Annotated in this window: 16 protein-coding genes; 9 read left to right on the top strand and 7 right to left on the bottom strand. The window is 68.9% G+C overall.

Going from position 1 to position 25352, the window contains the following annotated elements; all coding sequences use genetic code 11:
• Window positions 1-53 precede the first annotated feature (53 nt).
• Complete coding sequence (locus N8I84_RS25295; RefSeq protein ID WP_263231723.1) at window positions 54-1166, bottom strand: tetratricopeptide repeat-containing glycosyltransferase; 1113 nt, start codon at window positions 1164-1166, stop codon at window positions 54-56.
• A gap of 312 nt (window positions 1167-1478) precedes the next feature.
• Between N8I84_RS25295 and N8I84_RS25290 the strand changes: the two genes are divergently transcribed.
• The 5 genes from N8I84_RS25290 (at window position 1479) to N8I84_RS25270 (ending at window position 10259) form a co-directional block, all read left to right on the top strand.
• A complete protein-coding gene (locus N8I84_RS25290) occupies window positions 1479-2099 on the top strand; it encodes a tetratricopeptide repeat protein (protein ID WP_263231722.1) in 621 nt (206 codons plus the stop codon).
• A 1805-nt stretch (window positions 2100-3904) separates the two neighbouring features.
• The gene (locus N8I84_RS25285; RefSeq protein WP_263231720.1) at window positions 3905-5404 is read left to right on the top strand and encodes a glycosyltransferase family 39 protein; all 1500 of its coding nucleotides are present in this window, start codon (window positions 3905-3907) and stop codon (window positions 5402-5404) included.
• A gap of 241 nt (window positions 5405-5645) precedes the next feature.
• The gene (locus tag N8I84_RS25280; protein ID WP_263231718.1) at window positions 5646-7070 is read left to right on the top strand and encodes a glycosyltransferase family 39 protein; all 1425 of its coding nucleotides are present in this window, start codon (window positions 5646-5648) and stop codon (window positions 7068-7070) included.
• A 456-nt stretch (window positions 7071-7526) separates the two neighbouring features.
• Window positions 7527-8789 (top strand): glycosyltransferase family 39 protein, encoded by a 1263-nt coding sequence (locus N8I84_RS25275; RefSeq protein WP_263231716.1) that lies wholly within the window; start codon window positions 7527-7529, stop codon window positions 8787-8789.
• A gap of 651 nt (window positions 8790-9440) precedes the next feature.
• Entirely contained in the window at window positions 9441-10259 is an 819-nt protein-coding gene (locus N8I84_RS25270; RefSeq protein ID WP_263231715.1) for a hypothetical protein, read from the top strand.
• A 170-nt stretch (window positions 10260-10429) separates the two neighbouring features.
• Here the strand turns inward: N8I84_RS25270 and N8I84_RS25265 are convergent, their stop codons facing one another.
• Window positions 10430-12253: a phosphoenolpyruvate carboxykinase (GTP) gene (locus tag N8I84_RS25265; RefSeq protein WP_263231713.1), complete on the bottom strand. Its 1824-nt coding sequence runs from the start codon at window positions 12251-12253 to the stop codon at window positions 10430-10432.
• Between the two features lie 308 nt (window positions 12254-12561).
• Here N8I84_RS25265 and trhA point away from each other — a divergent pair, with 308 nt between their 5' ends.
• From trhA to N8I84_RS25245, 4 genes are all read left to right on the top strand, one after another.
• Complete coding sequence (gene trhA, locus N8I84_RS25260; RefSeq protein ID WP_263231711.1) at window positions 12562-13275, top strand: PAQR family membrane homeostasis protein TrhA; 714 nt, start codon at window positions 12562-12564, stop codon at window positions 13273-13275.
• Between the two features lie 110 nt (window positions 13276-13385).
• The gene (locus N8I84_RS25255; RefSeq protein WP_263231709.1) at window positions 13386-14951 is read left to right on the top strand and encodes an MFS transporter; all 1566 of its coding nucleotides are present in this window, start codon (window positions 13386-13388) and stop codon (window positions 14949-14951) included.
• Between the two features lie 5 nt (window positions 14952-14956).
• Window positions 14957-15595: a TetR/AcrR family transcriptional regulator gene (locus N8I84_RS25250; protein ID WP_449334045.1), complete on the top strand. Its 639-nt coding sequence runs from the start codon at window positions 14957-14959 to the stop codon at window positions 15593-15595.
• 25 nt (window positions 15596-15620) lie between these two features.
• Window positions 15621-16352 (top strand): Mut7-C ubiquitin/RNAse domain-containing protein, encoded by a 732-nt coding sequence (locus N8I84_RS25245; RefSeq protein WP_263231707.1) that lies wholly within the window; start codon window positions 15621-15623, stop codon window positions 16350-16352.
• Here the strand turns inward: N8I84_RS25245 and N8I84_RS25240 are convergent.
• The 5 genes from N8I84_RS25240 to N8I84_RS25220 all read right to left on the bottom strand — a co-directional run bounded on the left by N8I84_RS25240 (window position 16349) and on the right by N8I84_RS25220 (window position 25197).
• Window positions 16349-18772 carry a galactose oxidase-like domain-containing protein gene (locus N8I84_RS25240; protein ID WP_263231705.1) on the bottom strand — a complete coding sequence of 808 codons (2424 nt, stop codon included), beginning with the start codon at window positions 18770-18772 and terminating at the stop codon, window positions 16349-16351. The two genes, N8I84_RS25245 and N8I84_RS25240, sit on opposite strands and share 4 nt — an antisense overlap.
• Window positions 18769-19971, bottom strand: coding sequence for a glycosyltransferase (locus N8I84_RS25235; protein ID WP_263231704.1), 1203 nt, complete (start codon window positions 19969-19971; stop codon window positions 18769-18771). Before N8I84_RS25235 ends, N8I84_RS25240 begins: the two co-directional genes overlap by 4 nt.
• Entirely contained in the window at window positions 19968-21611 is a 1644-nt protein-coding gene (locus N8I84_RS25230; protein WP_263231703.1) for an ArnT family glycosyltransferase, read from the bottom strand. Before N8I84_RS25230 ends, N8I84_RS25235 begins: the two co-directional genes overlap by 4 nt.
• Window positions 21608-22885, bottom strand: coding sequence for a glycosyltransferase (locus N8I84_RS25225; RefSeq protein ID WP_263231702.1), 1278 nt, complete (start codon window positions 22883-22885; stop codon window positions 21608-21610). Before N8I84_RS25225 ends, N8I84_RS25230 begins: the two co-directional genes overlap by 4 nt.
• A gap of 203 nt (window positions 22886-23088) precedes the next feature.
• Window positions 23089-25197, bottom strand: coding sequence for a thioredoxin domain-containing protein (locus N8I84_RS25220; RefSeq protein WP_263231701.1), 2109 nt, complete (start codon window positions 25195-25197; stop codon window positions 23089-23091).
• Window positions 25198-25352: the final 155 nt, after the last annotated feature.

Here is a 25352-nt window from a genome sequence, read left to right as displayed (position 1 = left end):
ACGGCCCCGGTCCGCGTGGACACCCAGAGACGCGCGGACCGGGTGCCACAGCACTACGGTGTGAGCACCTTCGAGCCCAGCTTGCTCTGCGCGAACTCAAGGTTCTTCATCACACGTTCGCGATGCTCAGCAGGGAGCTTCCCGCCTTTGAGGAGGCGTTCGCAGCACCTCTTCGACTCCTCGTACTGTCCGACCCAGAAGGCGGAGACCGCGAGTTCGTCGAGCACGCGCCACTCGTACCAGGCGAACTCGACGAACAGGATGTCGTTGGGGCGCGGGAGCGCCGCCGCCCGCCGCGCAGACTTGTACGCAACCTCCCATCGCGGTCCGTTGAGCCGGGCCAGGCGCGCCAGGTCGCCGAGGGCTTCCACACGTGAGGGACGGCTCTCGTGCGCGCGAAGGTACCGGTGCATCACCTCGACCAGCGGCCGCTGAAGTTCTTCCGCGAGCCGTGCGGCATAGAGGCCGGCGCAGTAGACCTCCTCACCCCAGCCTCCCATGGCGACGCGGCGGTCGTAGGCTTCGAGGGCCTTCTCCGGCTCACCGGCGTCGCGCCAGCTCTGGGCGAGGTAGAAGACGTAACGGGCGTTGTCCGGCTCCTTGAGCAGACCTTCCTGAAGGATCTCCGCGTCGCGCAGGTACTTCTTACGCAGGCCCTCACCCCTGAGGCGGCCCCCGCCACCCACGATGAGCATGTTGACGCCGTCGAGAGTCCCTTGAGAGAACCGTGCGTCGCACTCGAGGTACTCGTGCAGGACGCCGACGTACCGCCACGGCAGCCGCGTGGAGACCAGGGTGGTGCGCCAATGGACGAGGGGCCCGTGGTGGATTGCGACCCGGTAGGCGTCATGGGTCAACTTCGGCATGCGAAAGCCGGGCTGCACCTCCATCACGTCGTCGGCGTCGATGAAGAGGAGGTAGTCGGCACTGCTGCGGGCGAGTTCGATCGCCTCGGTGCGGCTTCCGTCGTACCCCTTCCATGGCCGTTCGTACAGTTCACCGGGCAGATCGCTGTAGACCTCTCGAATGACGTCCTGAGTACCGTCGGTCGAGCCCGTGTCCACGATGACCCAGGTGTCGATCAAGGGCCTGACGGATTCGAGACAGCGTCGGATCACCGGAGCTTCGTCCTTGACGATCATGTTCAGACAGATCGTTGGCTTCACGTGTCCCATCCAACTCAGCGGCAGCTAATGACCGATATGTGACGGTATCCAGCCACTCGAGGCGACGCAAAGAGGCGGGACCGAAGCAGCGTTTTTCCATAGGCGAACCAGAGGCCCGGTGGGTGCATTCGGGTGGTCTGGTGCCCCAAGTGCCTGCCGAATGGCGGCGTCTTCAGGACGGCCTCGTAACGTCGGCGGAAATGACGGTGGTTGGATTCCGGTACCGCTGGCGCCGTCACGGTCTGTTCTGCGTCGGCGACCCGAGATCAGCCACACCCATCCGCCCCTCACTATTCCAACGAGATGTGACAAGTGAAACGTACGAGATTGTGGGCAGGGCTGGCCGGAGCCGCGGCGATCGCCACCGGCGTGACCTTCTGGGCGATTCAGTCCGAGTCGGCCGAGCCTCCGGATTCCAAGGCCATGTCGGCGACCCAGAAGGCACAGGAAACGAGCCGGCTCCTGCAGACCGCCCTCAAACAGCAGCAGCAGCGGGACTCCCAGGGTGCCACCCTGACGTACAGGCGCGTACTGGACCTGGATCCTGACAACAAGTTCGCGTGGTACGGCCTGGGCGTCGTCGCGCAGACGAGCGGCAACACATTCGGCGCCCGTGCGGCCTACGACAAGGCGCTGAAGATCGATCCGTCATTCATGTCGGCGCTCTACAGCGAGGCGATGATGCTGAAGTCGAGCGACCCCGACCGGGCCGAGGGGCTTCTGAAGCGTGCCGTGGCTGCCGAACCGAAGGCGGCCATGCTCCAAATGCAACTCGGGCAGATGCTGGCAGCGAAGGGCCGCGACAAGGAAGCCAAGGAAGCGTACCGTCGCGCCGCCGCGGCCGATCCCTCGCTCCGCCCTCAAATTCCGGAACCGTACCGGGATTCCGTAGGCCACTCGTCGACGCCAAGCCCCGCAGAGAGCATCGGATGACGTCGTCCCCGGGTTCATTGGGGGGCCTCGGCCCTGTGTGATCCCGGTCAGTATGGCCACGGCCGAGGAGACGGCCGAGCCCTTCCTGCTGGGTCTTTGGCTCCCGCAGGAAGGGCTCGGCCATGTCCCATGCCCGTCCATGCCTCCCGCACTGCCGCCCGTGAGGCAACCGGCGCGTCGCTGTCCGAGGTCGTGGCACGCATCCACACCGGCCAACAGGGCCTGCAGACACCCACCGCGCAACTGGTGGCAGGCGCGGGCACAACGCGGACGATGCCCCGAAACCCAGGCATCGGAGCATCGTCGCTCATTCCCGCGTGAAGCAAGCAGTCCGTTACGGACCCGGAACCACGCCGCAGACCACCCAGGCGGTGAGACTGCCCCCACTTCCCGCTCTGGTAACCGTCCACCCGGAGGCCGGGGAACCCACGACACCGATGGGATTGCTTGCCCTGAGGGGGCCAGTTTCCGACACGCCTCCACCGCCGAGGGCGATGTCGTTCCCCACACAGTCCACGCTCGCTGTGTCGTCAGCAGCGGGATCAGTCGGGCTGTCGAAGACCGGCGCGGACACCAGGATGTAGGTGTCCTCAGGCGAGCCGGTGGCCCCTGTGCCACCGGTAGCGCCGGTGCCACCGGTGGCGCCCGTGCCACCGGTGGCGCCCGTGCCACCGGTGGCGCCCGTGCCGCCGGTAGCACCCGTGCCGCCGGTAGCACCCGTGCCGCCGGTAGCACCCGTGCCGCCGGTAGCGCCGGTAGCGCCCTCACCCGTCGCACCCGTAGCACCGGTAGCACCAGTGGCACCAGTGGCACCAGTGGCCCCCGTCGCGCCGGTAGCACCAGCACCAGTTGCACCCGTCGCACCCGTGGCACCCGTGGCACCCTTAGGACCAGTAGGGCCGGTGGCACCGGTAGCACCCTTCTTGCCCTTTTCGCCCTTCTCGCCCTTCTCGCCCTTGGGCCCGCGGTCGCCCTTCGGTCCGCGGTCGTGGTCGCGGTCGCGGTCGCCGCCGACGGCACTTACAGCGCCGTTCGGATTGCCGGACCTGTGGATCGCGTCGGCGATGGCCGTCGCGCTCGGGGCGACATTGAGCGCTACGGCAAGCGCGCCCACCGACACCAGCGTGGCGGTCTTCGCGCGTGAACTTCGGATCGTTCTACGGCTCACCAGAGAACCTTCCTGGAACGTGGATTGACCACACCTCAAGCGCGGGCACTTGATTTTCCTCCGCATGAGTGTCACAGCGCCTGCGGCTACGGACGGAGTCATCCTCAACCCTGGGCGAATGAATGATTACTGATCGGACCCGTGTCCCACGTCAAGATCACCCGTGCGGCCCCCTGAATGGCACTTAGTCATGCATGTCGAGGAGCAATGAGACGCAACTTCCTTTCCTTCGCGGCAAATTGCCAGGACGCCCCCGCATCGGCAGACACTCTTGCTCCACACCTTCCTCACGGGCGGCCTTACCACGTGGGCACCTACTCATTTCGTCGTGGTACTGAATTCACGAACGCTGGCGAAGCTCAGCGATTCGCGGCGCACCTTCAGGTGCGGGCAGGGCTTCCGGGTCCTGTCGTAACCACCTGCGCGAAGCCTGCGGGCCCACGGTGTCACCCTGACGGCACTCCCCCTTCTCCGATAAAGAGATCAGCGGGCTAATTCACCGGCTCGAGGACACCTCCACAGGCGACATCGCCGCGCATGACTTCCATTCAGGTGATCGCTCGACCCGTCCGCCGTTGCGGCTGCCCGGCCCTATATATAACGGGGCAGTTCCTGCAACAGACCATGGGAGACCCACATGGTGATCGCCGCGCCGCTTCCCCAGCCACGCGAGGAAATCCGGAGCACCGATGCGGTCCAACCCGCAAGACGCAGAACGGGGCTGTGGTGGTGGCCGTGCGCCCTCACCCTCGCCCTGAGCAGCCATGGCCTCGCCGCCTCTCTGCTGAGCCGCGACGAACTGGTCACCTGGGACGTGGTGAACCGCGACACCGGCCAGATCCTCGCCACTCTGAAGAACGTCGACGCCGTGCACGGCACCTATTACCTGCTGATGCACATGTGGGTTAGCCTCTTCGGCGATTCCGTCATTTCCCTGCGACTTCCCTCGGTATGTGCCGTGGCCGGAGCCGCCTCCGTCACGAGCCTGATCGGAAACCGGCTCTTCGGGCACCGCGCCGGAATCCTCGCCGGAATCCTCTTCGCCCTCGTCCCGGCGGTGAGCCGTTACGGTCAGGAGGCGCGCAGTTATGCGCTGGTGATTCTCATGGTCGCCCTCGCGACACTCTTCGTCCTCCGGGTTCTGGACAACCCCCGCAGTCCGTGGCGCTGGGCGGCCTACGCGCTCACGCTGACGGGGGTCGGACTTCTCCACCTCATCGCACTGTCCGTCGTAGTCGCCCACGCCTGCGTGCTCGCTGCCCACGCACGACACGACCGCTCCGTCTGGTGGAAGTCCGCCCTGGTCCTCTCGGCCGTTGCCGCCTGCGTCACCCCGCTGGCCCTGCTCGGCCGTTCCCAAGCCCACCGCCAGCTGTACTGGGTCCCGGAGCCCGATCTCTGGGCGCTCTCCTCCATCTGGCCCGAGGTCTTCGCATCCGCCGTGTGCTGCGGAGCGCTGATCGGCCTCGCATGCCTGGCCCACCCGCCCCGCAAAGCCCCCGCGCTCCTGTGCGCCGTCTGGGCCGTTCTACCGTGCGTCCTCGTCTGGCTGGCCTCCCACGGAGACGTCTCCTACTTCCGTCATGTGTACATCCTCTTCACCCTCCCGGCCTGGGCACTCCTCGCCGGCGCCGGCCTCGCCGCGACCTTTCACTCCCCGAAGGCGACCGCAGCGCTCCTCGCGGCACTGGCCGTCCTCACGCTGCCCGACCAGAAGCGCATGAGGGAGCCGTTCGAGCACAACGCCCCCGTCCCCCTTGACTACGCCGCCGCGGCGGCCGTGGTCACGAAGTACCACCAGCCCGGCGACGCCGTCGTCTACGACCGCCAGGACACCTGGAAGCTCGACAGCGGTGTGCAGTACTACCTGCCCCGCGACCTGAAGATGCGAGACGTGTTCCTGGCCAGGACCCCCACGGCCATCAACGATCTGTACGCGGTCCAGTGCCCGGTCCCGGACCTGTGCCTCAGAGGCGAGCAGCGCATCTGGCTGCTGACCCAGGGCACCGGCCCGGACCCCTTCGCCGCCATCAGCACGGAGCAGGCGAGCGCATTGCGGACCCGGTACCAAGCGACCATGAGCACATCCATGACGGGTATGACCGTCACCTTGCTCGTGCGGAAGGAGAAGAGCTGAAGCACCTGAGGTGCTCAGCCCGTCCTCCGGAACCCCACGGCAGGTCCGGAGGATCGTATGCCTGTTGTCCGCGACGGCGACGCCGCCCGGGGCCGAACGGGGGAAGCGGGCCGTAACGGGCGGGTCGTGCCTGCGGCCCGCTCCGCCGTGCCACTACGGGTGAGGCATGGCACTACTCTCTCCTACCGCCGCCCAGGACACTTGCGCTGTTCCCGCCCCGGAGACAGAGCACGACCGGTGGATGACATCCGTCGGCCTGTGGCTGTGGCCTTCGGTGGTCACCCTGGTCGTGGCCACCTACCGGATCGGCGAACCGCTGCTCGGGCGCGACGAGTTGACCAGCTGGGACATGTCCGGTCGCAGCACCGGCCAGGTACTGGCCACAGTCCAGCACGTGGACGGGGTGCTGGGTGCGTACTACCTGATCCTGCACGGATGGACCAGCCTCTTCGGGGACTCGGCCACGGCTCTGCGGATGCCCTCCGCATTGGCCATGGCCGGCGCCGCCGCCTGTGTGGCACTGATCGGACAGCGGCTGTTCGGCCGCCGCGCCGGAGTGGCCGGCGGCGTGTTGTTCGCCCTTGTTCCCGGGGTGAGCCGATTCGCTCATGAGGCCCGTCCCTACGGCCTGGTGATGCTGGCCGTGGCCCTGGCCGCGCTGCTTCTGCTGCGGGCCCTGGACCGCCCGGACAGCCCCTGGCGATGGGCGGGTTACGCCCTCGGCCTGGCGGCTGTGGGACTGTTCCATCTGCTCGCGCTGACGTGTCTGATCGGGCACCTGGTTCTCATGGCCCTGCGGGCCCGGCGCGAGCGCCGAGCGTGGTGGGGCTTCTGTCTCGCGGTCCTGGTCGGTCTCGCCTCGCTGGTCCCGGTGGTGTTGCTGGGCAGGGCACAGACCGTCCGGCAGATCTGGTGGATCGCCAAGCCGACGGCCTGGAGCCTGATCGACATCTGGCCGCAGGTGTTCTACACCGCCCCGTGCGCGGGGACGATGATCCTGCTCGCCATGGTGGCGTGCCGACAGCGCCGCGACGCCGTCGTCTTCTGCGCCGTTTCCGCCGTGGCGCCCGTCCTCCTCATCTGGGCGGTCTCCCACGGGGACATCTCTTACTTCTACTTCCGGTACATGCTGTTCACCCTGCCGGCCTTCGCCGTCCTCGCCGGGGCCGGGCTCGCCGCCGCGACACGGTCCCGGCCGGCGCTCGCGTCGGTCTTCGCGGCTCTCGCTGTGCTCACGGCACAGGAACAGGCATCAATGCGGGAACAGTTCGGGCACTACTGGCCGGGCGGCCCCGACTTCGCGGCTGCCGCGCAGACCATTCAGAAGTACTACGTGCCCGGCGACGCGGTCGCATATCCGAGGAGGGAAGAGGAGGCCATCTCGCTGGGCGTCCGCTACTACCTTCCTCGCGCTCTGAAGCTGCGCGACGTCTTCCTCGCTCAATCGCCCACCGAACGCAACGATCTGGCGGCGACCGAGTGCCCGGAGCCGGCCCGATGCCTGCGGGACGAGAAGCGGATCTGGCTGGTGGTCAGGGGGAACGAGACGGATCCGCTGAACGCACTGACGGCGTATCAGTCAGCGGCTCTGCGCGCCCACTACACGCTGTCCGGGGTCGAGCGTCCCAGCGGTCTGGCAGTGGCTCTGCTGGTGCGCACCTCGTAGTTGCGTGGGCCGCCTGATGTCCAGCCCGTGGATTGGCACCGAATCTCTCCGCCGATTCCGACAGTTGGATTCCGTGCCCGAACAGGCCCGGGCACCACAGGAGCCCACTCCGCGTCGCGGGCGCGCCAGGCGATGCCTCGGGGCCTCGAGGGCACCTCGCAGCAGGAGGCGGAAGTCTCGGGCCTGGGCCGGGACATAGCCTGCCTCACCAGGCTCGCCCGCCGCAGCGGCATCATCGCCCTGGCGCGGCCGGACCATACCGGACACGCCGCACATGCCAGCCGGCGCGGGGATCGTGGCTCCATGCCACCGCCGCGGTGTCTCGCTTGGTGCCGCTGCCGTTGTGGGTGTTCAAAGGCCCGTAATACACCGGTATGGCGTGTCTGCGCACCCCTGACCTGCACCGGTGTATAGGTTCGCGAACGATCGTCCACAACGGCGGAATGAGTCCAACCGATGAGCACGATGCCGACCGTTATCCCTGCCCAGCCCGCACAGCGCGACAGCACACCTCCAGCCGCCCCGGCGCCCCTGCAACAGCGATCGCGCAGACTGGTACGGCGCTATGGGCCGGCCGTCGGATGCTACGCGGTATTGAAACTGGTGGGCTTCGCGGTCTTCATGCGACTGGTCGACTATTCCGGCTACTACCTCACGAAGTCTCCGCGCCTCGGCGGCGGCGCCCACCCCTGGGACGTGCCCGCTTCCTTCGACGGCTGGTGGTACCAACTAATCGCACAGTTCGGGTACGACCCACAGCTGGTGCCGATCACCAATTCCCCCTGGTACACGTTCCAGGAGAACTCGGCCGCGTTCTTCCCTCTCTACCCGGGCCTGATGCGCCTGGTCTCCGAGATCACCGGCCTCGGCCTGTACGGTGCCGGGATGCTGGTCGCGGTGGTTGCTTCGCTGTTGGCCGCGGCCGGCGTCTTCGCCGTGGCGGAGCGGCTCGGCGGGGTTCGCGCCGGTGTGATCGCGGCCGGCCTCTGGGCGGTCATGCCGGGATCCGGCGCGGAGTGGGCGGTCTACTCGGACTCCACCTTCGTCGCGCTCGCCGCTTGGTCCTGTTACGCGGTGATTACCGGGCGATGGATCACTGCCGGGGTACTCGCCCTGACGGCCGGGCTCAGCCGGCCGACCGCGGTGACCCTGATCGCAGCAGTGGGCCTGGCAGCACTCGTAGCGCTTTTCCGGCACAGGGACCGAGTCGAGCGCCCTCTGATCGCTATGACGCTGGCGCCGCTCGGGCTCCTGGGATACGTGGGCTGGGTCGGCTGGCGGATGGGCGACTGGGGCGGCTACTTCAAGCTCCAGCGCGGCGCCTGGCTGCACTTCTTCGACGGTGGCCAGTTCACTTTCGCCACCATGCGGAGCATCATGCTCGGACGCAACGACTACGTGTTCGCCGCTCCCGTCCCAGACCTCCTGGCCGCACTGATCATCCTGGCACTGCCGATCCTGATCGTCCTGTTGGTGCGACTGCGCCCACCCGCCGTCCTGATGGTCCATACCCTGGCCACCGTGGCGATCCTCGTCTGCAACCAGCAGATCTTCTCCAACGTCTCTCGCTTTCTGCTGCCCGCCTTTCCGTTGCTCATCCCGCTCGCCATCGCCCTGAGCAGGCTCAGCCGACCCGCGCTGGTGACTGTGCTCGGCACTTGTGCGCTCGCCTCCGGTTGGTTCGCCGGATTTGCGATCTTCGAGCTCGGTGCCCCCTAGTGCTGTGACCGGAAAGGTTTGCCGGAAAGCTCACGGCGTCCGGTGCTGGGGGTACCCCCACGCCTTTCGGGCTGTGGGGGAGCATCGCAAGGCGGAGCATCGCCCGCGTACTGGATGTACTCCGGTGATGCGACAACGCAGCGAGGTGCCGTGCCGGGCGTCGCGAGCCGGTGAACCTTTCCGGTCGCAGCACTAGCAACTCCGGCCTGCCGACGGCGGGCCGGAGGCAAGCCCAGCGTTCGTGCATGAGGCAGGGGCCCGCCCCGTACGCCGTTGTACGGTGCGGCCCCCGGCCTCTGTTCGCCGAGTTCATACGGAGTCGTTCAACGCCTGCAGCGTCCTGCTGGTCCCCGACCCAGGTCCAGCGGCCTGGCGCCGGGCGTGGACCCCTGGGTCGTCAAGAAGGGGCCCTCACAGAACTACAAGCGGCCCTTATCTCTCCGGGATCCCACCGAAGTGTGCCGTGCCCGAATCGTCCAGGGCACGGCACACATTCGTATAGAGCTTCGACCAATCAGACCGCTCCTCTCGACCAATTTGGCGACCGTTCCGTGCGCCTTCCATATTTTGACGTCCAGTCAGCCCAAAGATGCCGATGAGGTTCGAATGCACCTCTGGAGGTCACTCCATTCGTTCCACAAGGAGCAATTCATGAGTCCTGAGAACAGGACCGCGTCAACCGGCCTCGGCCCGCTTCCGCAGCGGGGCCGAAGGCTCGCGGGCGCCACGATGGCGACACTCGCCCTCGTGATGCTGGGCTTCACCACCCCCGCACTGGCGGGTACGCCGGCGGGCAAGATCGGCGGCGACGACTGCAGGGACGGGAAGAAGGCCGACGGCACTCACCTCGCGGTAGGTGCGGTAGGTGCGGTAGGTGCGGTAGGTGAGGACGGCAGGTGCAAGGAGAAAGGCAAGACGGGCGCCACAGGCCCGACGGGCCCGATCGGGCGCACGGGAGCCACCGGGGCGACGGGGGCAACCGGGGCCAGCGGGGCCACCGGGGCGACGGGGGCCACCGGGGCCACCGGTGCCACCGGCAACACGGGGCCGTGTATCGAGTGGGACTCCGTCATCACGGAGGGCGTGGAGTACGACGCCGTCATCTTCGCTGGGAGGGTGTTCGCCTCTGCAGGGCCGCCCGGCACCCCCGCAGGGCCCGCCGGCTTCATCGTCGTGGCCGATGCGCCGCCGAACCTCTGCGCCCTCGGGGTAGCCGTTGACCCGGGAGCGACTCCCTCACCGGACGACAACACCTTCTACATCAAGGGAGTGGACACCGAGGGTTTCGCTCACATCACCACCTGCACCGGTACGAACCCGAACCTCGTTTGTGCCCCGTTCCCACCCACGCCGGCCGCCGCGCTCCGCTCCCACAAGCCGCCTCGCGGGTCGGTGTCGGGCGCGCCACGGAACGGCGCGGATCTCTCCATCAAGGACCTGAAGACGGGCAAGGGTTTCCTTAGGGACTGAATCGCCGGACAGAGCCTCATGGAGCCGCCACATGGGCCGACGCCCGCACCCGTACCCCGTTGTACGGGTGCGGGCCCGGCCCGTTGGAACACGGTGCTGCCACCGCGGCCGGTCCTGTCGACGTCGCAGGTCAGGGCAAGTCCGACCGGCCGCGGAGTTCAAACGGGGCGTCAGCCCAGGCGCTGCACCAGGGCGCGGTACTCGTCCCACAGCTCCTTGGGGGTGTGGTCGCCGAAGGTGTTGAGGTGCTCGGGGACCAGGGCGGCCTCCTCGCGCCACACCTCCTTGTCGACCGTCAGCAGGAAGTCGAGGTCGGACTCGGAGAGTACGAGGCCGTTCGTGTCCAGGGCACCCCTGGCCGGGAGGATGCCGATCGGGGTCTCGACGCCCTCGGCCTTGCCCTCCAGGCGCTCCACGATCCACTTCAGGACGCGGCTGTTCTCACCGAAGCCCGGCCAGACGAACTTGCCCTCGTCGTTCTTGCGGAACCAGTTGACGTAGTAGATCTTCGGCAGCTTGGACTGGTCCTTGTCCTTGGCCACGTCGATCCAGTGGGCCATGTAGTCGCCCATGTTGTAGCCGCAGAAGGGGAGCATGGCGAAGGGGTCGCGGCGCAGCTCGCCGACCTTGCCCTCGGCCGCTGCGGTCTTCTCGGAGGCGACGTTCGCGCCGAGGAACACGCCGTGGTTCCAGTCGAAGGACTCCGTCACCAGCGGGACCGCCGTGGCGCGGCGGCCGCCGAACAGGATCGCCGAGATCGGCACGCCCTTCGGGTCCTCCCACTCGGGCGCGATGATCGGGCACTGCGAGGCCGGGACCGTGAAGCGGGCGTTGGGGTGGGCTGCGGGGGTCTCCGACTGCGGAGTCCAGTCGTTGCCCTTCCAGTCGGTCAGGTGGGCGGGCGACTCCTCGGTCATGCCCTCCCACCAGATGTCGTTGTCGTCGGTGAGGGCGACGTTGGTGAAGACCGCGTTGCCCCACAGCGTCTTCATCGCGTTGGCGTTGGTGTGCTCACCGGTGCCGGGCGCGACGCCGAAGAAGCCTGCCTCGGGGTTGATCGCGTACAGGCGGCCGTCCTCGCCGAAGCGCATCCACGCGATGTCGTCGCCGATCGTCTCGACCGTCCAGCCGGAGATCGTCGGCTCCAGCATGGCGAGGTTCGTCTTGCCGCAGGCGCTCGGGAAGGCGGCGGCGACGTACTTGGACTCGCCCTGCGGGGGCGTGAGCTTGAGGATCAGCATGTGCTCGGCCAGCCAGCCCTCGTCACGCGCCATGACCGAGGCGATACGCAGCGCGTAGCACTTCTTGCCCAGCAGCGCGTTGCCGCCGTAGCCGGAGCCGTACGACCAGATCTCCCGGGCCTCCGGGAAGTGCGAGATGTACTTGGTCGAGTTGCAGGGCCAGGGCACGTCCTCCTGGCCGGGCTCGAGCGGGGCGCCCAGCGAGTGGACGGCCTTGACGAAGAAGCCCTCGGAACCGAGCTCGTCGAGGACCGCCTGGCCCATGCGCGTCATGGTGCGCATGGAGACCGCGACGTAGGCGGAGTCCGTGATCTCCACGCCTATCGCGGAGAGCGGCGAGCCGAGCGGGCCCATGCAGAAGGGCACGACGTACATCGTCCGGCCGCGCATGGACCCGCGGAACAGGCCCTTCTCGCCCTGGAAGATCTCCCGCATCTCCGCGGGCGCCTTCCAGTGGTTCGTCGGACCCGCGTCCTCCTCCTTCTCGGAGCAGATGAACGTCCGGTCCTCGACCCGGGCCACATCCGTCGGGTCGGAGGCGGCGTAGTACGAGTTCGGGCGCTTGATCGGGTCGAGCTTCTTGAAGGTGCCCTTGCGGACGAGCTCATCGCACAAGCGCTCGTATTCGGCCTCGGATCCGTCACACCAGACCACGCTGTCCGGCTGCGTCAGTTCGGCGATCTCGTTGACCCACGAGATCAGGTCCTTGTGCTGGGTGGGGACGGTTGAGGGAGCCGCGATGTCGCGCGCCACGATCGCTCCTAGATGAGGGATTTTGTGTTGATTGCCCCGTGGGGGCTGCGACCCGGATGCTTCGTAGCCGCTCATCCGGTGCCGACCGCACTCATTTGATCATCCGACGAGATTGCGCATCTGTCCAGAGGACGTCACACCTGAGCGGAGTGGGGATCGCCACATGTCGCCGCGTTTCTTTGCGTGCGCGTAGAGTTCGACAGAAGGTTTTTTTGCGCGGCGGCCGTATCCGCACAGTCCGGACGGGCCGGGTGATATCGGTCGCACTCTGATCCACTACTTACGGTTCCGTAGGTACCATGCCGCGCATGACTGCGTCCGTCCCCGACGCGCCCACGGACTCGCCGGCAGCAGGCCGCGGGCCCGTAGCGCTCTCCCTGCCCCACCCGGTCAAGCCCAAGCTCCGCGGCTGGCTGCACCTGGGGATGTTCCCGGCCGTACTCATCGCGGGCCTCGTCCTCACGGCCCTCGCGAACTCCACGCGCGGCAGAATCGCCTGCGGCATCTACGTCCTGACCGCCTGCCTGCTCTTCGGCGTGAGCGCGCTCTACCACCGCGGCAACTGGAGCCCGCGCATGGACGGCGTGCTGCGCCGGCTCGACCACGCGAACATCTTCCTGATCATCGCGGGCACCTACACGCCACTGACCCTGCTGCTCCTGCCGGGCACGAAGGGGCGGTGGCTGCTGTGGGGGATCTGGGCCGCCGCGGCGGCAGGCATAGCCTTCCGGGTCTTCTGGGTCGGCGCCCCACGCTGGCTCTACACGCCCTGCTACATCGCGATGGGATGGGCGGCGGTCTTCTTCCTCCCGGACTTCATGCGGGCGGGCGGGATCGCGGTGCTGGTGCTCGTCGTCGTCGGCGGCCTTCTGTACAGCGCGGGCGGCGTGATCTACGGCATCAAGCGGCCGAACCCGTCACCGCGGTGGTTCGGCTTCCACGAGGTCTTCCACTCCTTCACGCTCGCCGCGTTCGTCGTGCACTACGTGTGCATCTCCCTGGTGGCGTACCAGCACACCTAGCGGCTCTCAGCGTCTTCCCGGCCACGGCTCCTGGAGCCGTGGCCATTTTCGTGTGCTCGGAGAAGCTCTCTCTTGACTGTAGAATAGAATTTGATAGTTACTCTCACTTCATGGTGACTGTCACGCACGACGAAGCGGTGCGGCGCGATCGCCGCCGTTGGTGGGCCCTCGGGGCCCTGGTCGCGAGCATGCTGGTGCTCGGTTTCGACATGACGATCCTCAACGTGGCGCTGCCCACGATGGCTCGGGACCTCGGCGCTTCCACCGGGCAGCAGCAGTGGATGGCGGACGCGTACGTCGTGGTCTTCGCGGCGCTGATGCTCCCCGCCGGCCTCCTCGGCGACCGTTTCGGGCGGCGGCGCATGCTGATCACCGGACTCGGCCTCTTCCTGGCGGGCTCCCTGGTGGGCGCCCTGGCCGGGGGCGTGACCGGCGTGATCGTCGCCCGTGCCGTCATGGGCGTCGGCGGGGCACTGATCATGCCGCTCGCCCTGTCCGTGCTGCCCTCACTGTTCACGCCCGAGGAGCGCACCAAGGCCGTCGGCGTCATCTCGGCCGCATCGGCACTCTCTATGCCGCTCGGCCCGATCATCGGCGGCTGGCTGCTGAACCACTTCTGGTGGGGCTCGGTCTTCCTGATCAACGTGCCGATGGTCGGTATCGGCGTCGCGGCCTGCGTCCTCCTGCTGCCCGAGACCCGCGACCCGGCTGCTCCAAGGGTGGACGCCGTCTCCACCGCGCTCACCGCGAGCGGCCTCGGCGCGCTCGTCTACGCCATCATCGAGGCACCCGGGCGGGGCTGGGGCGACCTTCTCGTCCTCGCCCTGTTCGCCGTCGGCACCGTGCTGCTGACCGGCCTCGTCCTGCGGGAGCGCCGGGCGATCCGGCCCATGCTCGACATGACGCTGCTCGCACAGCGGGGCTTCCTGCTCAACACGATCGCCGCGACCCTGGTGATGTTCGTGCTGTCCGGCCTGATGTTCGTGCTACCGCCCTACCTCCAGGCCGTGCTCGGCCACGACGCCTTGGGTACCGGACTGCGTCTGCTGCCGATGATGGGCGGACTGATGATCGCCGCCCGGGGGGCGCAGCCGGTCGTCGCCCGGTTCGGCGCACGGGCCGTGGTCAGCGCCGGCCTGGTGGTGCTCGCGTTCGCGGCGTTCCTCGGCAGCCGTACGACGGTGGACTCCGGGTACGGCTTCACCGCGCTGTGGCTGTCCATCGTGGGCGTCGGCTTCGGCTTCTCGGTGGTCCCGGCCATGGACGGGGCGCTGGCCACCCTGCCCAAGGACCGGGCGGGCAGCGGCTCCGGACTGCTGATGACCTTGCGCCAGGTCGGCGGCGCCATCGGCATCGCCCTCCTCGGCAGCCTGCTGGCGGGCGCCTTCCGGGACCGCCTCGACGTGACCGGGCTGCCCGCACAGGCGGCGCACACCGCCGGGGACTCGGTCGTCGCCGCGCACATCGTGGCCCAGCAGGCGGGCTCGGCCCACCTCGCGGCCTCGGCGAACAGTGCGTACGTCCACGGCATGAGCATGGTCCTGCTGGTGTGCGGCCTCGCCGCTCTCGTCTCGGCGTTGCTGGCCGCGGCGTTCCTGCCGGGCGCGGCCGCCGCACGGAACGAGCCGCGTGAGACCTCCGAGATGGTCACCTCCCAGGCCGATGCCGGACAATGACCCGCATGACGGCCGCACGTTCCCCCTACTCCCCCGCCGACCGCCCCCGACTCGGACTGCGGGAGAGGAAGAAGATCAAGACCCGCGAAGCGATCCGTGCCGCGACGTACGCGCTGATCAGAGAGCAGGGGTACGACGCCACGACGATCGAGCAGATCGCCGACCGGGCCGAGGTGTCGCCGTCCACCGTCTTCCGTTACTTCCCGACCAAGGAGGACATCGTCCTCACGGACGAGTACGACCCGCTGATGCTGGAGGCGTTGCGCGCACGGCCCGAGGACGAGCCGTGGATGGACTCCATCCGGTACGTGATGGGCAAGGCCCTCGACCTGAGCGAGCAGGAGGATCCCGAGGTGCTCCGGCTGCGGGCGCACCTCGGGGTCCAGGTCCCCGCCATCCGCTCCCGGTACTTCGAGAGCATGTCGGAGACCGGGCGCCTGCTCCGCCAGGCCCTCGCGGAGCGCACCGGCCGCGACCCGGAGAGCCTTGAAGTGCGCGTCTGCGCCATGGCGCTCATCGGCGGCATGATGGAGGTCTCCATGTACTGGGCGGAGAACGGCTTCGACGGCGAGCTCCGTGATCTGATGGAACGGGCGCTGGACGTCATGGAACACGGACTCGAGCGGAAACCCGAAGGCTCCTGAGCGGCCCGCGTGCCATCCTGACCAGGTGAACGGACCCGAGATCCACATCGAGTTCGCCCCCGAGCTGGGGCTCTTCGTACCGCATGCGCGGCGCGGGCGCCCCACGCAGGTCGTCACCGACGGGGCGTCCACGCTCGGTCATGTCGTCGAGTCGCTCGGTGTGCCGCTGACCGAGGTGGGGGCGCTCGTCGTGGACGGCCACACCGTGGCCGCGTCCCATGTGCCGGCTGCCGGGGAGACCATCGAGGTGCGCCCCGTCGAGCGGCCCCAGCGGGTGCCGGGCGCTCCGCTCCGCTTCCTCCTCGACGTCCACCTCGGCACCCTGGCCCGCCGGCTGCGGCTGCTCGGCGTGGACGCGGCGTACGAGTCCACGGACATCGGGGACGCGGCCCTCGCGGCACGGTCCGCCGCCGAGCGCCGGGTGATGCTCAGCCGTGACCGGGGGCTGCTGCGCCGCCGCGAGCTGTGGGCGGGCGCGTTCGTCTACAGCACCCGGCCCGAGGAGCAACTCCGCGACGTGCTCGACCGGTTCGCGCCCGAGCTGCGGCCGTGGACGCGCTGTACGGCCTGCAACGGCCTGCTCCGCGACGCCACCAAGGACGAGGTCGCCGACCAGCTCGAACACGGCACGCGACGGACGTACGACGTCTTCGCCCGCTGCCTCGACTGCGGCCGCGCGTACTGGAAGGGCGCGCACCACGACCAGCTGGAGGCGATCGTGGAGCGCGCCCTCGCGCAGGGATCGAGCCCGGGCTAACGCCTCTTCATGTCACCCCGGGAGCACGCCACCCCGTCCCCGTTCGGGTCGAGGCCCAGCGGGTCGTCCTTGCCGTTGACCTTCAGGCGGCCGTAGTCGTTCGCCTTCAGCCAGGCGCAGCGGGCGGCCGTCGTCTTCTCCACCTCGGGCGGGAAGACCGTCGGCACGCACACGTTGACCGAGCCGTAGTGCCGGTCGCAGCCGGAGATGGTCGGGCTGACTTTCTGCGAGGTGCGCTTGGGACCCGCGCTCGTCGTCCTGCCCTCCAGGGAGTCGGCGAAGGAGTGGACGTGGGCGGTGGCGGTGTCCGCGCTCAGGGCCGCCGGGCCCCGCAGGTGGATCCACTGGGCCACGGACGGGACGCCGTTCGCGTCGGCCGCGAAGAGCATGTACCAGCCGGGCGGGGCCAGGTCGGGGTTGCTCGTCACGTTCAGGTCGACGTTGTTGCCGTCCGCCGACAGCGGCAGGTCCACGAACCGCTGGTTCGGGTCGGAGGAGTGGGTGACCGCCGCGGGCCGGATCAGCTCCGCCTTCGCGATGGGCCGGTCGACCGTGATGCGCTGCGTGGTGCCGTACGTCCACTCGTTCGTGATCACCGAGGTGATCGTCGGGCGGGTGCCCTTGAACAGGTACGGCGGGGAGTAGACCGACACGTTGTGGTTCCACGTGCCGTTGCCCGGGTTGTCGCCGGTCGCCATGACGCGGCCGTCCGGCAGCAGGAACGCGGAGGAGTGGTAGCCGCGGGACTCGGGGTCGGCGGCCACCGGGTCGAACGTGGAGGTGTTCGGGTCGAAGATCGACGACTCGTAGACCGGGTCGGCCCGGTTGTGCAGTGCGCCACCCGTCTCCAGCACCTTGCCGTCGGGCATCAGGACCGCGGAGACGTACATCTTGCCCTGGTTGCCGGTCTCGGCGACCTTGCCGCTTCCGAGGTCGACCGTGCCCTGCGGCAGCGGCGGCCCGGCGACGTAGGACGGGTTGGCCTGCTTGAGGTCGATGATGTCCGTCAGCCGGCCCGCGTCCGGGTTGGAGTCGATGTTGCCGCCGCCGATGGTGAGGACCTTCTGGTCCTGCGCCGGGGGCAGCAGCACGCTCGCCGACTGGTCGCGCTCGTCCTTGTTCTGCAGGCCGGGGATCTGCGTGATCGTGTTGGCGTTGTAGTCGTAGATCGCCGAGCCGGTGCCCGGGATGTTGTTGCCGAAGACATGGCTGCCCGAGTAGAACAGGCGGCCGTCCTGCATCAGGATCATCGACGGGTACAGGCCCCAGTACGACCAGGTCTGGTTGACCTTCCACAGCGGCAGCCACTGCTGGTCCTTGTCCGACCAGTACTCGGTGGTCACCGAGCCTGTGGAGTCCTCGCGCAGTCCGCCGAAGGAGATGACGTCACCGTTGCCGAGCTCGGTCGCCGACGGGTACCAGTGGCCGTCGTTGAGGTCGTTCGTCTTGGAGTACGTCTCCGTCTTCGGGTCGAAGATGTACGAGTCCTTGAACCCCTCGTAGCCGTGCCCGCCCGGCACCGGGTACGCCTTGTTGCCGCTGAGCACCAGCACGCGCCCGTCCTGGAGCTGGATGTGCCCGGCGCAGAACATGTCCTTCGGGGTGGGGATCACCTTGTACGAGCCGTTCGACGGGTCGTAGACGGCGCTGGTGAACGAGCCCGCCGCGAAGTTCTCCTCGCTGTTGCCGGAGCCGGCGATCAGCAGCACCTTGCCGTTGTTGAGGACGACGGAGTGCATGGAGCGGACCGGGTTCTGGGTGGGAAGGACCGTCCAGCTTCCGTTCGCGCACTGGTCGGCGGTACCCGTGCACTGCGCGGGCGGCAGCGGGTCGGCGACCTGCTCCATCGTGTAGTCGTCGGTGGTGACGGACCCGGTGCCGTAGACCGACACACCCCAGGTGATCAGGTCGGTGCCGTCCGGGACCGCCGGGGTGCGCACGCTCGCCTGGGCCCAGGCGGAGCTCATGTCGAGGGTCTTGAGGTCGGTCCAGTACTGCCAGCCCGCCGTCTTGTCGTGCCGGAACAGGGTGACCGAGGTGTCCGGGGTCGTCGACTTGTACCAGAGCGACAGGTCGTACTGCTTGCCCGGCGTGACCACCGGAGCGCAGTTCGCGGACTCGGTGATGAGCGCCTTGCGGTCGCCGCTCACGCGGCGGGTCAGCTCGACCTTCATGGCCTTGCCGCCGGTGTGGGCGTCGCTGGTGGTGGTGAAGGTGAAGTCGTTGTCGCCCCAGCCGGACTTCTCCCAGCAGTACGGCATCCCGTCGGTTCCGGCGGTCTCGAAACCGGGGTTCTTGATGAGGTTGGCGGCGGACGCGGGCTGCGGCGAGGTCAGGAGCAGGCCCGCGGTCAGGCCCGTCACGGCGAGCAGGGCGGTTCTGCGTCTACGGGATATGCGGAGTCTGCGGACGGTTCTCATACGGCTCTCCTTGCTGTGCGGCTCCCGCTCTCCGGGGCGCGGCCCCGGCGGGGGAGGTAGACCAGCGCCTCGGTCCCCACGAAGCGCAGGACGAAGGTCATGACCAGCGCGAGCGCGGTGGCGGGCAGTACGCCCACGCCGAACGTGCCGACCAGCAGTGCGATCAGCGGGATGCGCAGCACCAGGTCCGCGTTGGCGAGGAGCGCGAACCGGCCCACCCGGTCCCACCAGCGACGGTGCCGGCGCCGCTCGCGGAACAGCAGTTGCTCTATGAGCAGGAAGTTCCAGGCGACGCCGAGCTGGTTGGCGAGGATCTCCGCCGGCAGGTAGTGCACTCCGAGCCTGGTCAGCGCCCACAGGCCGACCAGGTTCGGTACGAAACCGGACGCGCCGATCAGCCCGAAGGCGACCATGCGCGCGAGCGGGGAGGCGGTGCGCAGCCCCACCAGGTGGCGCAGGAAGCGGAAGCCCTCCTGCGCCGTCGACTTGGACCGGCCCGCGAACCGCTCCTGGAAGACGAACGGCACCTCGGTCACCTCACGCGGCCTGCTGCGCACGGCGAGTTCCAGGAGGATCTTGTAGCCGAGCGGCCGGAGGATCTCCGCGGTGACCGCGCTGCGGCGGATCGCGAAGAAGCCGCTCATCGGGTCGCTGATACCGCGCAGCCTGCGCGGGAACAACGTCTTGGTCAGCCAGGTCGCGCCGCGGGAGACGGCGATCCGGTAGCCGCCCGCGAGGCCGGCCCGGCTGCCGCCCTTGATGTAGCGGGAGGCGACCACGAGCCCGGCGTTCGTGCGCTCTCCGGTGCCGATCAGCTCCGGGACCAGGGAAGGCGGGTGCTGGAGGTCGCCGTCCATGACGACGATCCAGTCGGAGCCGGCCGCCTTCAGTCCCTCGACGACGGCCCCGCCGAGCCCGCCGACCGGCTCGTCCCGGTGCAGGACGGTGACCGGGAACGGGCAGTCCTGCGCCTCGCGGACGATCACGTCCGGGGTGTCGTCGGTGGAGTCGTCGACAAAGAGGACCTCGCAGGGCAGGCGGGACGGCACCGACTCGGTGATCCGATGCAGCAGTTCACGGATGTTCCCCGACTCGTTGAAGGTCGGGACGACGATGGTGACGGCCCCCGGCTCGGGTGGCTCGGCGGCCCTTACGGCCGGATCGCCCAGTTCGCCGGGGACGGTGGATTCCTGGCTCATCGGCCGCCTCCCGCCGACCGGTCGACCCGGCGGATCTCGATCCGGTCCGGCCCGGTGCCGAAGGTGGCGACCGGCGTGGAGTGCTGGAGAGCGGCCCTGACATTGGGCAGGTCGACCGCGTCGCGCCGCACCGTCGGGGACGCGACCACGTAGTCGAGGTCGCGCCAGCCGCGCGGCATCGTCCTGGTCACCGCCGGGTCGAGGTCGGCCTTGTAGAACCAGACGGCGCCGAGCCCGGGCCGGTACCCGGCGTGCACCAGGTCGAGCCAGAGGGCGTCGTCGACGAGGACCCGGGTGTCCTTCGGGTCGCTCACCTGGCTGCCGAGCCAGTGCGAGGCGGCCCGGTAGGGGGCGTTGGCGTCGGCGGTGACGGCGGTGCGGTCGCCGTCGTACCAGCGCGGCACGACGTACGCCCCGGCGGCGGCCACGAGCAGGGCCGCCACGGCGTACCGCGCCCAGGTGACGTACGGCATCTCGGTCCCGCCGCGCCACCGGCGCGTCACCAGGTGGACGACGCTCGCGGCGGTGCCCGCCAGGACCAGGGCGAGGAAGGGCAGCGCCTGGATGACGTACATCGCGGGCAGGTAGCCGCTCGGCCGCATCGCGACCAGGGTGAGGACGGCGACGGCGAGCGCGGGCCCGGCGAGCGTCCGGGCGGTGACCGACCAGCGCAAGGTGAGCAGGACCAGCAGCGCCCCGGCGAGGCCGCCGAGCGGCAGGACACGGTCGTAGTAGAGCCAGGAGTGCAGGACGCCGTAGGAGCCGGAGCCGGGGTCGAGGATGAATCCGGAGCCGGCCCGGCTCATCTGGTAGCGGATGCCGTCCCACAGGGAGACATGGCCCGCGCCCGGCAGCAACTCGCCCTTGAGCAGGGCGAAGAGGGGGTACGACAGCCCGATGAGCGCGCACGCCGTGATCGCGCCGGTGAGCGCGAACTTCCGGGTGTCGCGGTGGCTGTGGCGCCACATGGTGAGGAAGACGGCGGGCAGGACGACGAGCATCGTCTCCTTGGTCAGGACGCCCGCGGCGGCGGCGAGCCCCGCGCCGAAGTGGTGCCAGAGGTGACGGCTCGGGGAGGCGGCCAGGGTGAACGCGAGCAGCGTCCACATCACCGCGATGTTGTCGAGGAAGATCTCCCGCTGGAGCACCACCGACAGCGGGGAGAGCCCGAAGAGGACCATGGCCAGTCCGGAGGCCCACATCGGCAGCTTCAGACGGCGGGCGAGGACGTGGACGAGGACCGCGCTCACCGCGCTGACCAGCAGCATTGCGACCCGCATCGAGCCGACCGTCATCAGGCCGGCGTCAAGGTGGGCGGGGATCCAGGTGAGCAGGGCGATCTGGATCCAGCCGAGCGGCGGGTGGTCGTACCAGTAGGTGTAGTGGGCGAGCCCGTGGCCGTTCTGCACGGCCCATGCCTGGGCGAGGTAGGTGCCCTCGTCGTCGCTGAGGGTCGGGTAGTCGGCGATGTTCCAGCCCTGCACCGTCAGGATCGCGGCGAGGAGCACGCCGCACAGGATCAGATCGGGACGAGAGCCGCGGAAACGGAACGCCGGACGGGGGACGGGGACGGTTTCGGGGACAGGTGTGCCCTGCGCGGGGACCTTCGTCTCGGTCGCCGCGGGAAGAGTGGAGGTCACGCAGCAACGTCCTCTCGGGACTCGCGGATCACGCCGGTCGTGGCCAGGTGGGCGCCGACGTGGCTGGTCAGCTCCCAGTCGTTGCGGCCGCGCTGCTCGCGCCAGACGGCGCGGATCGCGGCGCCGGCGAGGAGCACCTGGTAGAAGGGGCCGCCCACGACGAGCTTCCCGTAGTGGACCAGGCGCACGCGCAGCCCGTACTGCTTGCCGAAGTCGTGCAGTCCGACGACCTCGAAGACGAAGGTGACCGCGGCGGTCACGAGCGGAAGGAAGGTGAGGAAGGCGACGCCGACCGGAACGTCCAGGAAGAGGGCGACTGCGGCGTTGAGTGGGATGACGACGCCGGAGAACGCCTGCAGGAACGGCGTCATCAGGGTGTAGCGGGCGAGCAGCCGCTGTCCGAAGCCGGGCAGTTGCCTCCAGTCCTTCTTGCGGTAGACCTGGAGGAAGCCCTGGTTCCAGCGGGTGCGCTGCTTGAGCAGAGACATCAGCGAGCCGGGGGTTTCCTCCCGGGTCACCATGTCGGAGTCATAGGCGACGACGACCTTCTTGCCGACGCTGGAGAGCCTGACGCCCAGGTCGCAGTCCTCCGCGAGGCAGTCGGGGTCCCAGCCGTCGGCCTCCCGGAGGACGTCGGTCCGGACGAAGACGGTGTTGCCGCCGAGCGGGATGAACCCCTTCTGCGCGTGCAGGTGCAGCCGGGAGCGGAACCAGAAGAAGTACTCCAGGCAGTTGCGCAGGCTGTACCAGCTCGAGTGGAAGTTGATCAGCTGCACCCCGCCCTGGACCACGTCCGCGCCCGTGGTGCGGAACGCGTGGTCGACATGGGCGAGCAGCTCCGGGTGGACCTGGTCCTCGGCGTCGAAGACCCCGACGACATCGCCGCGGCAGTGCGGCAGCGCCGTGTTCATGGCCTTCGGCTTGTTCTTCTTCTCGTGGTGGTCGACGACGACGCGGACCCGTGCGTCCCGGGTCGCGGCCCTGCGGGCGACCTCGGTGGTCTCCGGGTCGTCGTGTCCCACGATGACGATGATCTCGAAGTCGGTGTGGGTGGACTCGAGCAGCCGCTGGATCGTGTGGTCCAGCACGGCCTGCTCGTGTCTCGCGGGCAGCAGCAGCGAGAACGACACGTGCTCGGCGCCGTCCGGACTGCTGAACCGGGTGGAGGCGAGCACCTCGGGCGTGCGCCACGCGTGCATCTGCCACCACAGAGTGAAAGCGGCCATCCAGAACAAGGCCAGCGAGACGACGGCAATGAAGACAGACGTCAGCAAAAAGATCCCCCCAGATCCCCAAACCCCCTGTCGCGACAGGGTGTTACTTCTGTCGCGCCACCATGGAGAGACTAGGAGGGAACTGTGAAGCCCGGGAGCTCTTCAGATAAATAGCTTGTTTCGGAACAGCCGGTTCCTTACGGGGATCTATCCGAACACCTGCTCAATCCGACCATCTGGAACCAATCGTTCCATGAGGCGTTTCAGCCGCTCAGCGCCGTGCGGAGCCGTTCCGGGTCGGTGGTTGGGGCATCACACGTGAAGTTACGGCAGACGTACGCGGTCGGTTCATCACCGACCAGGATCCGGTCAACCAAGAGCGGCAGCTCATCACTCTCCGGGGTGCCGATGGCCACGACCGCGCCGGGTGCCGTGCCCAGAAGTGCCGTGCGGTGCAGGGCCCTCGTGGCGGGGTCGTCGAGCGCCGGGCCGACGACCGCGACCTCGCGCGGCCCGTCGAGGAGCGCCTCGGCGACCGCGAGCCCCCACCCGATGAAGCGCGGCACCCGCGGCCCGAGCGCCTTGACGACACCCAACGCCCGCTCGGCGGCGGCACGGTGGGGTTCCGAACCGGTCTGGGCGGCGTACGACAACAGCGCGCCCGCGGCGGCGGTCCAGCCCGACGGGGTGGCGTTGTCGGTGGGGTCCTGGGGGCGGCGGATGAGCTTCTCGGCGTCCGCGGCGGTGTCGTAGAGCGTGCCGCTGTCGTCGGTGAACCGCGTGAGCACGTGGTCGAGCAGGAAGCCGGCGAACTCCAGCCACACGCCCTCACCGGTGACGGAGGCGAGCGCCAGGAAGCCCTCGGCGACGTCCGCGTAGTCCTCCAGCACACCCGCGTTCGCGCCCACCCGGCCGTCCTTCGACGTACGGGCCAGGCGGGCGTGCTCGTCCAGGTGCAGCCGTACCAGCAGGTCGGCGGCGCCGAGTGCGGCGTCCACGAGGTCGGGGCGGTCGAAGTACGCGCCGGTCTCGGCGAGCGCGGCGATCGCGAGGCCGTTCCAGGCGGCGACCACCTTGTCGTCACGGCCCGGGGCGGGGCGCTCGGCCCGCTTCTCCAAGAGGCGGCGCCGGATCGACTCGATCCGCTGGGCGTCGAACACGCCTTCGCGCTGGGGAAGCTGGAGCACGGAGGAGCCGTGTTCGAAGGTGCCCTCCTCGGTCACCCCGAAGTACTGCGCGGCGAGTTCGGCGTCGTCGGCGCCGAGCACCTCACTGAGCTGTTTCGGCGTCCACACGTAGTACGCACCCTCGACGTGCCGGCCCGTTCCGCCCTCCCGTCTCCCGCCACCGCCCTTCTGAGGACGCTCCCCCAGGCTCCGTCCGGGGGGACCCCCATCGCGCGGCGCCTCCTCTTCGCTGTCGGCGTCCAGCGCGGAGGCGAACCCGCCCTCGGCGGTGCGCAGTTCCCGCACCATGAAGTCGGCGGTCTCCAGGGCGACCCGGCGGGCGAGGTCGGAGCCGGTGGCACGCCACAGGTGCGCGTAGACGCGGCACAGCAGCGCGTTGTCGTAGAGCATCTTCTCGAAGTGCGGCACCACCCAGTCCCGGTCGACGGAGTAGCGGGCGAAGCCGCCGCCGAGCTGGTCGTAGATGCCGCCTCGGGCCATGCGCTCACAGGTGTCCTGCGCCATCTGCAGGGCGCCCTCGGAGCCGGTGCGGGCGTGGTGGCGCAGCAGGAACTCGATCACCATGGACGGCGGGAACTTGGGCGCCCCGCCGAAGCCGCCCCGCTGCGCGTCGTACTCACGGGTGAGTCCGAGAAGTGCCTGGGCGAGCTCCTCCTCGCCGGGCGCCCGCGTGTCGCCGTAGCTGATCTCGCGCTGGGCGAGGTCCCGCGCGATCTTCCCGGCGACCTCGGCCACCTCGTCCCGCCGGTCGGCCCAGGCCTGCTGGACGCCTTCGAGGACCTGCCGGAAGGCGGGCATGCCGTGGCGGGGGGCGGGCGGGAAGTAGGTGCCGAAGTAGAAGGGCTCGGCGTCCGGGGTGAGGAAGACGGTCATGGGCCAGCCGCCGTGGCCGGTCGCGGCCTGGACCGCCTCCATGTAGACGGCGTCGACGTCGGGGCGTTCTTCGCGGTCGACCTTGATGCTGACGAAGTGCTCGTTCAGGTACGCGGCTGTCGCGTCGTCCTCGAACGACTCGTGAGCCATGACATGACACCAGTGGCAACTGGAGTAACCGACGCTGAGCAGCACCGGCACGCCCCGTTCACGGGCCTCGGCGAAGGCCTCGTCCGACCAGGGCCACCAGTCGACGGGGTTGTCGGCGTGCTGGAGCAGATACGGGGACGTCTCATGGGCCAGTCGGTTCACCGTTCCACTCTCCCACGGCAACGGGCACCGCGGAGAACAGCGGTCTGACCGGGCGGGCCCACAAGCGCGTTTCGCGTGTGCGGGCGCCTTCCGGCCACGGCGGTGTCGCCCGGCGGTGCCGAATCGGCCGGAACCGTTCACGGCACCGCGGAGCG

Source organism: Streptomyces cynarae (assembly GCF_025642135.1).
Taxonomy (GTDB): domain Bacteria; phylum Actinomycetota; class Actinomycetes; order Streptomycetales; family Streptomycetaceae; genus Streptomyces; species Streptomyces cynarae.
The sequence above is the reverse complement of the archived record's forward strand: the minus strand, read 5'-3'. Positions and strand labels throughout refer to the sequence as shown.

Coding starts and splice junctions, on each gene's coding strand:
- N8I84_RS25280 (WP_263231718.1), top strand. CDS start 5,646: ATGACATCCGTCGGCCTGTGGCTGTGGCCTTCGGTGGTCACCCTGGTC.
- N8I84_RS25255 (WP_263231709.1), top strand. CDS start 13,386: ATGGTGACTGTCACGCACGACGAAGCGGTGCGGCGCGATCGCCGCCGT.
- N8I84_RS25240 (WP_263231705.1), bottom strand. CDS start 18,772: ATGAGAACCGTCCGCAGACTCCGCATATCCCGTAGACGCAGAACCGCC.
- N8I84_RS25285 (WP_263231720.1), top strand. CDS start 3,905: ATGGTGATCGCCGCGCCGCTTCCCCAGCCACGCGAGGAAATCCGGAGC.
- N8I84_RS25275 (WP_263231716.1), top strand. CDS start 7,527: ATGAGCACGATGCCGACCGTTATCCCTGCCCAGCCCGCACAGCGCGAC.
- N8I84_RS25235 (WP_263231704.1), bottom strand. CDS start 19,971: ATGAGCCAGGAATCCACCGTCCCCGGCGAACTGGGCGATCCGGCCGTA.
- N8I84_RS25270 (WP_263231715.1), top strand. CDS start 9,441: ATGAGTCCTGAGAACAGGACCGCGTCAACCGGCCTCGGCCCGCTTCCG.
- trhA (WP_263231711.1), top strand. CDS start 12,562: ATGACTGCGTCCGTCCCCGACGCGCCCACGGACTCGCCGGCAGCAGGC.
- N8I84_RS25250 (WP_449334045.1), top strand. CDS start 14,957: ATGACGGCCGCACGTTCCCCCTACTCCCCCGCCGACCGCCCCCGACTC.